The 7,468-nt window shown below is 62.7% G+C and carries 5 protein-coding genes and 1 tRNA gene; 4 read left to right on the forward strand and 2 right to left on the reverse strand.

Annotated elements, in window-relative coordinates; genetic code table 11:
* The first annotated feature begins 202 nt into the window (after positions 1-202).
* The 3 genes from OSC30_RS16610 to metH all read left to right on the forward strand — a co-directional run bounded on the left by OSC30_RS16610 (position 203) and on the right by metH (position 5,216).
* Positions 203-1,129 carry an ArsR/SmtB family transcription factor gene (locus OSC30_RS16610; RefSeq protein ID WP_267172965.1) on the forward strand — a complete coding sequence of 309 codons (927 nt, stop codon included), beginning with the start codon at positions 203-205 and terminating at the stop codon, positions 1,127-1,129.
* A 90-nt stretch (positions 1,130-1,219) separates the two neighbouring features.
* Complete coding sequence (locus OSC30_RS16615; RefSeq protein ID WP_267172966.1) at positions 1,220-2,299, forward strand: homocysteine S-methyltransferase family protein; 1,080 nt, start codon at positions 1,220-1,222, stop codon at positions 2,297-2,299.
* Positions 2,300-2,462: 163 nt separating this feature from the next.
* The gene (metH, locus tag OSC30_RS16620) at positions 2,463-5,216 is read left to right on the forward strand and encodes a methionine synthase (protein WP_267172967.1); all 2,754 of its coding nucleotides are present in this window, start codon (positions 2,463-2,465) and stop codon (positions 5,214-5,216) included.
* 61 nt (positions 5,217-5,277) lie between these two features.
* Here metH and OSC30_RS16625 read toward each other — a convergent pair whose 3' ends face one another.
* On the reverse strand, positions 5,278-5,604 hold the full coding sequence (locus tag OSC30_RS16625) for a lipid-A-disaccharide synthase N-terminal domain-containing protein (RefSeq protein WP_267172968.1): 327 nt from the start codon (positions 5,602-5,604) through the stop codon (positions 5,278-5,280).
* 107 nt (positions 5,605-5,711) lie between these two features.
* Between OSC30_RS16625 and OSC30_RS16630 the strand changes: the two genes are divergently transcribed.
* Positions 5,712-5,786: transfer RNA gene (locus tag OSC30_RS16630), tRNA-Val, on the forward strand.
* A gap of 952 nt (positions 5,787-6,738) precedes the next feature.
* Here OSC30_RS16630 and OSC30_RS16635 read toward each other — a convergent pair.
* Entirely contained in the window at positions 6,739-7,218 is a 480-nt protein-coding gene (locus OSC30_RS16635) for a hypothetical protein (protein ID WP_267172969.1), read from the reverse strand.
* Positions 7,219-7,468: the final 250 nt, after the last annotated feature.

Below are 7,468 nucleotides of genomic sequence, written 5' to 3' on the forward strand. Positions count from 1 at the left end.
GGCCAGATCGATTGCAATGGTCGTAATCTTGCTCATGACTCGCCCTCCGCATGTGACGGTGAAAGCGTTATCTCACCGCTGGCGCCATGACGCCTAAGTGCGCGGGGGCGAGTCCATGTGATTACGGCCTTGAGGTCGCCCTTGACGCCCGCGCCACCGGCGCCTAGCCTATCCATCTTCGCATCGCGATAAAAGGATGGAAATGGATCTGGCGACCGCCTCCGGCGTCCTGCGCCTGCTGGCCGACCCCACCCGCGTGCGACTGCTGGCCTTGCTGGAAGGCGAGGAGCTGACCGTGGCCGAGCTGGCGCAGGTGCTGCACCTGGCGCAGCCGCGCGTATCCACGCACCTGGCCAAACTCAAGGAAGCCGAACTGGTGCGCGACCGCCGCGCCGGCGTGTCCGCCTATTACCGCGCCAACAACGAGGGCGACTCGCATCAGCACGCGCTGCTGCATTCGCTGCGCGAAAGCATCGACGACGCCCTGCTGCGCGAGGATGCCGCACGCCTGCCGGCGGTGCTGGCCAATCGCGCCCGCGCCGAAGGCTGGGCGGACACCGTCGCTGGCGACATGGAGCGCCACTACTCGCCCGGCCGCACCTGGGAAACCCTGGCCCGCTCGCTGCTGCAGCTGCTCGAAACCGGCGACGTGCTGGACATCGCCTCGGGCGACGGCATCACCGCGGAACTGTTGGCGCCGCATGCACGCTCGATCGTCTGCGTCGACTCCGGCGAACGCGTGGTGGCTGCCGCGACGCAACGCCTGAAGGCCTTCGACAACGTCGAAGTACGCCAGGGCGACATGCACGCGCTGGACCTGGGCAAGCGCCGCTTCGACCTGGTGCTGATGCTGCACGCGCTCACCTACGCCGAGCGGCCCGCCCAGGCCGTGGCCGAAGCCGCGCGCCTGCTGCGCAGCGGTGGCCGGCTGCTGGCGGTGACGCTGGGCAAGCACGCACACCGCACCGCCGTCGAGCCGTTCGACCATCGCAACCTCGGCTTCACCCGCGAGGACCTGTCGCGCTTTGCTACCGACGCCGGCCTGACCGTTTCGAGCTGCATCCGCCTGAGCCGCGAGCGCAAGGCGCCGCATTTCGAAGTGATCAGCCTGCTTGCCCGAAAACCCTGAGCCTTGCGCCTCCCCTCAACCGGCGAGGGAAGGCGCCCGAAAGGCGGATGGGGACAATCTGCCCCATACCCGCACAGTCAAGAGAAAACCATGACCACCCTGCCCTGGCTCCATCCCGACCGCGTGATCCAACTCGAACAGGCCCTGCGCGAGCGCATCCTGATCCTCGACGGCGCCATGGGCACCATGCTGCAGGGCCACGCGCTGGACGAATCGGGCTTCCGTGGCGAGCGCTTCGCCCAGGGCCACGACAGCCAGCATGATCATGCCCATCCGGGCGAATGCGACCTCAAGGGCAACAACGATCTGCTCTCGCTCACCCGCCCGGACCTGATCCGTGGCGTGCACGAGGCCTATCTGGAAGCCGGCGCCGACCTGGTCGAAACCAACACCTTCAACTCCACCCGCATCAGCCAGGCGGACTATCACCTCGAGCACCTGGCCTACGAACTGAACCGCGAAGGCGCCCGCCTGGCACGCGAGGCGTGCGATGCATACACCGCCAGGACCCCGGACAAGCCGCGCTTCGTCATCGGCGTGCTCGGCCCTACAAGCCGCACCGCCTCGCTCTCGCCGGACGTCAACGATCCGGGCTTCCGCAACGTCACGTTCGAGGAGCTGGCGACGAACTACGCCGAATCGGCGGCCGGCCTGATCGACGGCGGCGCCGACATCGTGATGGTCGAGACGATCTTCGACACGCTCAACGCCAAGGCCGCGCTGTTCGCCGTGTCGGAACTGTTCCGCGAACGCGGTACGCGCGTGCCGGTGATGATTTCCGGCACTATCACCGACCGCTCCGGCCGCACGCTTTCGGGCCAGACCGCCGAGGCCTTCTACTACTCGGTATGCCATGCGCGTCCGCTGGCGGTGGGCCTCAACTGCGCGCTCGGCGCCGCGGATCTGCGCCCGCACGTGCAGACGCTGGCCGACATCGCCGACTGCTACGTCAGCACCCATCCGAACGCCGGCCTGCCTAATGCGTTCGCCGAGTACGACGAGACGCCCGAACAGATGGCCAGCGTGGTGGCCGGCTTCGCGCGCGACGGGCTGCTGAACCTCGTTGGCGGTTGTTGCGGGACCACGCCGGCGCATATCGCGGCGATTGCTGCCGCGGTGCGCGGTTGCGCCCCGCGGCGGTTGCCGGACGCATCGCGGGAAGCGGCATGACTGGCTCGAGCCAGCTCCTTCTACCCTCCGGAAAGAGGGTTGGGGTGAGGGGCCGACCTAGCGACGACCCAGCATCAAGGCCGGCTCTTTTCAGCCTCTCCGCAAGGCCCGCCCCCTCACCTCAATCCTCTCCCCGGAGGGGAGAGGGAGCAGAAGCCAACGCATGAACATCATCCGCCACACCCGCCTCTCCGGCCTCGAGCCTCTGGTCCTCACTCCCGATCTGCTCTTCGTCAATGTCGGCGAACGCACCAACGTCACCGGTTCGGCGCAGTTCAAGAAGCTGATCAAGGAAGACCGCTACGAAGAAGCGGTGGAAGTCGCCCGCCAGCAGGTTGCCAACGGCGCACAGATCATCGACGTCAACATGGACGAGGGCCTGATCGACTCGGAGACGGCGATGGTGCGCTTCCTCAACCTGATCGCCGCCGAGCCCGACATCGCCCGCGTGCCGGTGATGGTCGACTCGTCCAAATGGAGCGTGATCGAGGCCGGCCTGCGCTGCCTGCAGGGCAAGGGCATCGTCAACTCCATCTCGATGAAGGAAGGCGAGGAAGCCTTTCTAGAACATGCCCGCAAGGTGCGCCAGTACGGCGCCGCGGCGGTGGTCATGGCGTTCGACGAAGACGGCCAGGCCGATACGACCGAGCGCAAGATCGAGATCTGCTCGCGCGCCTACACGCTGCTCACCCAACAACTCGACTTCCCGCCCGAAGACATCATCTTCGACCCCAACATCTTCGCCATCGCCACCGGCATCGAAGAGCACAACAACTACGCCGTGGACTTCATCGAAGCCACCCGCGAGATCAAGCGGCGCTTCCCGGCCTGCCACGTCTCCGGCGGCGTCTCCAACGTGTCGTTCTCCTTCCGCGGCAACGACACCGTGCGCGAGGCGATCCACTCGGTGTTCCTCTACCATGCCATCAAGGCGGGCATGGACATGGGCATCGTCAACGCCGGCGCCCTGGCCATCTATGACGAGCTGGAACCGGCCTTGCGCGAACACGTCGAGGACGTGGTGCTCAATCGGCGGGAGGACGCCACCGAGCGGCTGCTGGCGATCGCCGACAATTACCGGAGGAAGAAGGGCGAGCCGGTCGTCGAGAACCTCGCCTGGCGCGAAAAACCCGTGCGCGAGCGCCTCAGCCATGCGCTGGTCCACGGCATCGACCAGTTCGTGGTCGAAGATACCGAGCAAGCCCGCCAGCTCAGCACGCGGCCGCTGGATGTCATCGAGGGTCCGCTCATGGACGGCATGAACGTGGTCGGCGATCTGTTCGGCGCCGGCAAGATGTTCCTGCCACAGGTGGTCAAGTCGGCCCGCGTGATGAAGAAGGCGGTGGCCTACCTGCTGCCCTACATCGAGGCGGAAAAGCTGCGCACCGGCGACACCGGCAAGAACAACGGCAAGATCGTGATGGCCACGGTCAAGGGCGACGTCCACGACATCGGCAAGAACATCGTGGCGGTAGTACTCCGCTGCAACAACTTCGAGGTGGTCGACCTCGGGGTGATGGTGCCGGCGCAGAAGATCCTGGAGACCGCGATCGCCGAGCAGGCCGACATGATCGGTCTCTCCGGCCTGATCACGCCCTCCCTGGAGGAGATGGGCCACGTCGCCCGCGAGATGCAGCGCCAGGGCTTTACCGTGCCGCTGCTGATCGGCGGCGCCACCACCTCGCGCGCGCACACCGCGCTGAAGATCGAGCCGCACTACAAATCTCCCTGCGTGTGGGTGAAGGACGCCTCGCGCGCCGTCGGCGTGGCGCAATCACTGGTCAGCAAGGATCTGGTCGAAGGCTTCATGGCGAAAATCCGCGCCGAGTACGCCGAAGTGCGCGAACGCCACCGCCACCGCGGTCCCGGCAAGCAACTGGTGCCGCTGGAAAAGGCACGCGCGCAGCGCTTCACTTGCGACTGGGCCGCTTACGAGCCGCCACAGCCGGCCAAGCCCGGCCTCACCGTATTCGATGACTACGACCTCGCGGAACTGCGCGAGTACATCGACTGGACGCCGTTCTTCCAGGCCTGGGAACTGGCCGGCCACTACCCTGCGATCCTCACCGACGAGGTGGTCGGCCCGCAGGCGACCGAGCTGTTCAATGACGCGCAGCACATGCTCGACCGCATCGTCGTCGAGAAGTGGCTGACCGCCCGTGCCGTGATCGGCTTCTGGCCGGCAGCCAGCGTGGGCGACGACATCGAGCTCGATCTGCTCCCTCTTCCCTCCGGTGAGCGGGTTGGGGTGAGGGGCCAAGGCTTGCCGGAAACTGCAGCCGGCGCACCCGCAGAAAAAACCATGCTCCACCATCTGCGCCAACAGGCCGACAAACCCGTCGAGCGCCCCAACCTCTGCCTGTCCGACTTCGTCACTCCCTGGGAATACGGCAAGCGTGACTGGATCGGCGGTTTCGCGGTCACCGCGGGCCTGGGGATAGAGCCCCACCTGGCGCGCTTCCACGCCGAACACGACGACTACTCGTCGATCATCCTCAAGGCGCTGGCCGACCGCCTCGCCGAAGCCTTCGCCGAACGCATGCACGAACGCGTGCGCCGCGAGTTCTGGGGCTACGCGGCCGACGAGGCGTTGGACAACGCGGCGCTCATCGCCGAAAAGTACCAGGGCGTCCGCCCTGCCCCGGGCTATCCCGCCTGTCCGGACCACACCGAAAAGACCACCCTCTTCCGCCTGCTCGACGCGACCGCCAATGCGGGCATCGAGCTGACCGAGGGCTTCTCGATGTATCCGGCCGCGGCCGTCTCGGGATGGTATTTCTCGCATCCGGGCAGCCAATACTTCGTGGTCGGCCGCCTTACCCGCCAACAGGTGGAGGACTACGCCAAACGCAAGGGCTGGAGTCGTGAGGAGGCCGAGCGCTGGCTCGCCTCGAATCTCGACTACGACCCGGAGTGAACCGGCCGCTGCAGGAGCATCGCCCGCGAGCGGGCTCCTGCCTCCTACAGGCGACCGGGGCTCAAACCTCGTCGCCAGTGACGCTGTGCCTGCGGTGGCGCAGGTGCACGACAAGGTTGTAGACCGACACGAACACCGGGAAGAAGTTGGAGAGAATCCCCACCGAGTCGTTCTTGCCCACCGTGAAATAAGCCAGCAGCAACGCGCTGCCCAGCACCGAAAGCCACCAGAACGCGAGCGGCATCACCACCCGCTTGTACTTGCGTGTGTAGTACAGCTGCACAAACCAGCGGCTGGTGAACATGACGGTGCCGGCGAAGCCCACCAGCTTCCATGGCGTCAGCTGGAAATGCTGCAGCGCGTGCAGGATGGGGGAGATCAAGTCCATGGGAGTCGGCGCCTGCCTGAAAGGCGGGCATTCTACCGAACGCCATCGATCGACGATGTCCCCATTGACCACCTGCACCACGATCCGTATAGTTGCCGGCTTCCGGCGGGCGATTAGCTCAGCGGTAGAGCACTGCCTTCACACGGCAGGTGTCGCAAGTTCGATCCTTGCATCGCCCACCAACGCTACAAACCCATTGGTATCAATGGCTAAGAGGCTCCTGAGAGGGAGCCTTTTTTGTTGCCTGCGCTGAGGAACGTTCACACTCTAGCCCCCTTGTTCACACCGATCAACGTGAACGTGTGAGGCGTTCACACTCCCCCACTGTGAACATCTAGCCCTCAGCCCTTGCCCCACCTTGCTTGATGCCTGCCTAGTTGAGGCAGGAACACACTGGCGTGTGTCCTGTCGCTTCGCTCCAGCGTCTACCGCTGAGCTAATCGCCCTACGCCTAGACGCTCCTAGGACGCTCAGAGAGACGCTTACACCCTAGCCCTAGGGGAAGCCTAGCCATGCCCCATGCCTGGACAACTAGAGGACGCTCAGGGGAAGAGACAGGCCAACCTAGCTAGGATTGTGGGAGGGAGAGACTCTCTCCTTCTCTGGCGGTCCCTGTTCCCTCCCAAGGTGGGGGGAGGAGGGGGGCATAGGGGTGCTATATATACTGAATTGCAGCTACAGATTTTCTAGGGGAAATTAGCTAGGTTCGCTAATAAGCTCATCAGGGGCCAAATCGTTATCTAAGCAAAACTCATGCATTGCGCTCTGAGCCGCTAGAAACAAGTTGACGTTAGCCTGATAGAAATGGAAGTTACGCTTAGCCTTGGCGTCCCTATCGTTCAATAAGGTCGCTATCGTTTTCTTATGGCTTAGGCCAATATCCTTGCGGTATAGGCTGTAGGCTAGGACGGAGAAGGCAGAGATAAAGGCGGCTATGCGTGTCTTAACGCCCCTAAGCCTTAGCCTATCTGACGCCATATATTCTCTAGCGCCCTCGTCCATACATATCAGGTTAACTAACTCCTGATCTCCGCACTGAGATTTGATCTCTGCCATTACGGCGTAATAGAACAAATGCTTCCTTAGTGCGTCAAACATACTACCCCTAGGCTGTGTATGCTGCGGTGACGTGGGTTAGTCTCTAGGCCCTAACGGTAGGCGACCTACTATATCAGCACTCTTGATAGAGCCAATGAAACGCTCAAACTCCTTAATAGTCGGCCTGATCCAGACTATTGAGCCTTGAATTTCAAAAGCCATATCTTTGCTCTCGTCACTCAGGTTGCAATACGAAAGCTCGGCATATACAGGCTGAGTCTTCCCAGCGATTTGTTGCTTGGCGAATGGAATTCGTATCTTGTGCAGAATCTTATAGCAGGCCATGAGGTCGCTTCGGATACGCTCAGAAAAATATGCGCCGTCCTTTTGTTTCATCACCCTTAGGACTTCATAAGCACCCAGTGTCCACAGCCAAAACATACCCCAGGCATCTTGAATCGACGCACCGTCTATAGACGATTCCCCTAAGAACGCTTGATCTAGCGTATTGAATATCCTTCGCCCAAACGTCAATAAGAACTTAGCTTGAATCTCGGTGTATAGCGAGAAGGTCACCAGAGGACACTTCTCTAGCATCTGATCTATGAGCGTAGAGTCTTGGGTCATAGCCCAACTATACCCTATACCGCTCCAGAAGTTCATAGAGCCTCTCTAGGACCATTGCAGGCTTAGGTCTATACCGACGTCCCCCCGCCTTTGAGTAGCACATCGGTTTGGAGTCCAATCCCCCATTCGAAGGAGATTGGACGTGAAGAAGCGTTTTTCCGAAGAGCAGATCATCGGCTTCCTGCGTGAGGCGGAAGCC

The sequence above is a fragment of the Frateuria hangzhouensis genome (genome assembly GCF_026410505.1).
GTDB classification, from domain to species: domain Bacteria; phylum Pseudomonadota; class Gammaproteobacteria; order Xanthomonadales; family Rhodanobacteraceae; genus Frateuria_A; species Frateuria_A hangzhouensis.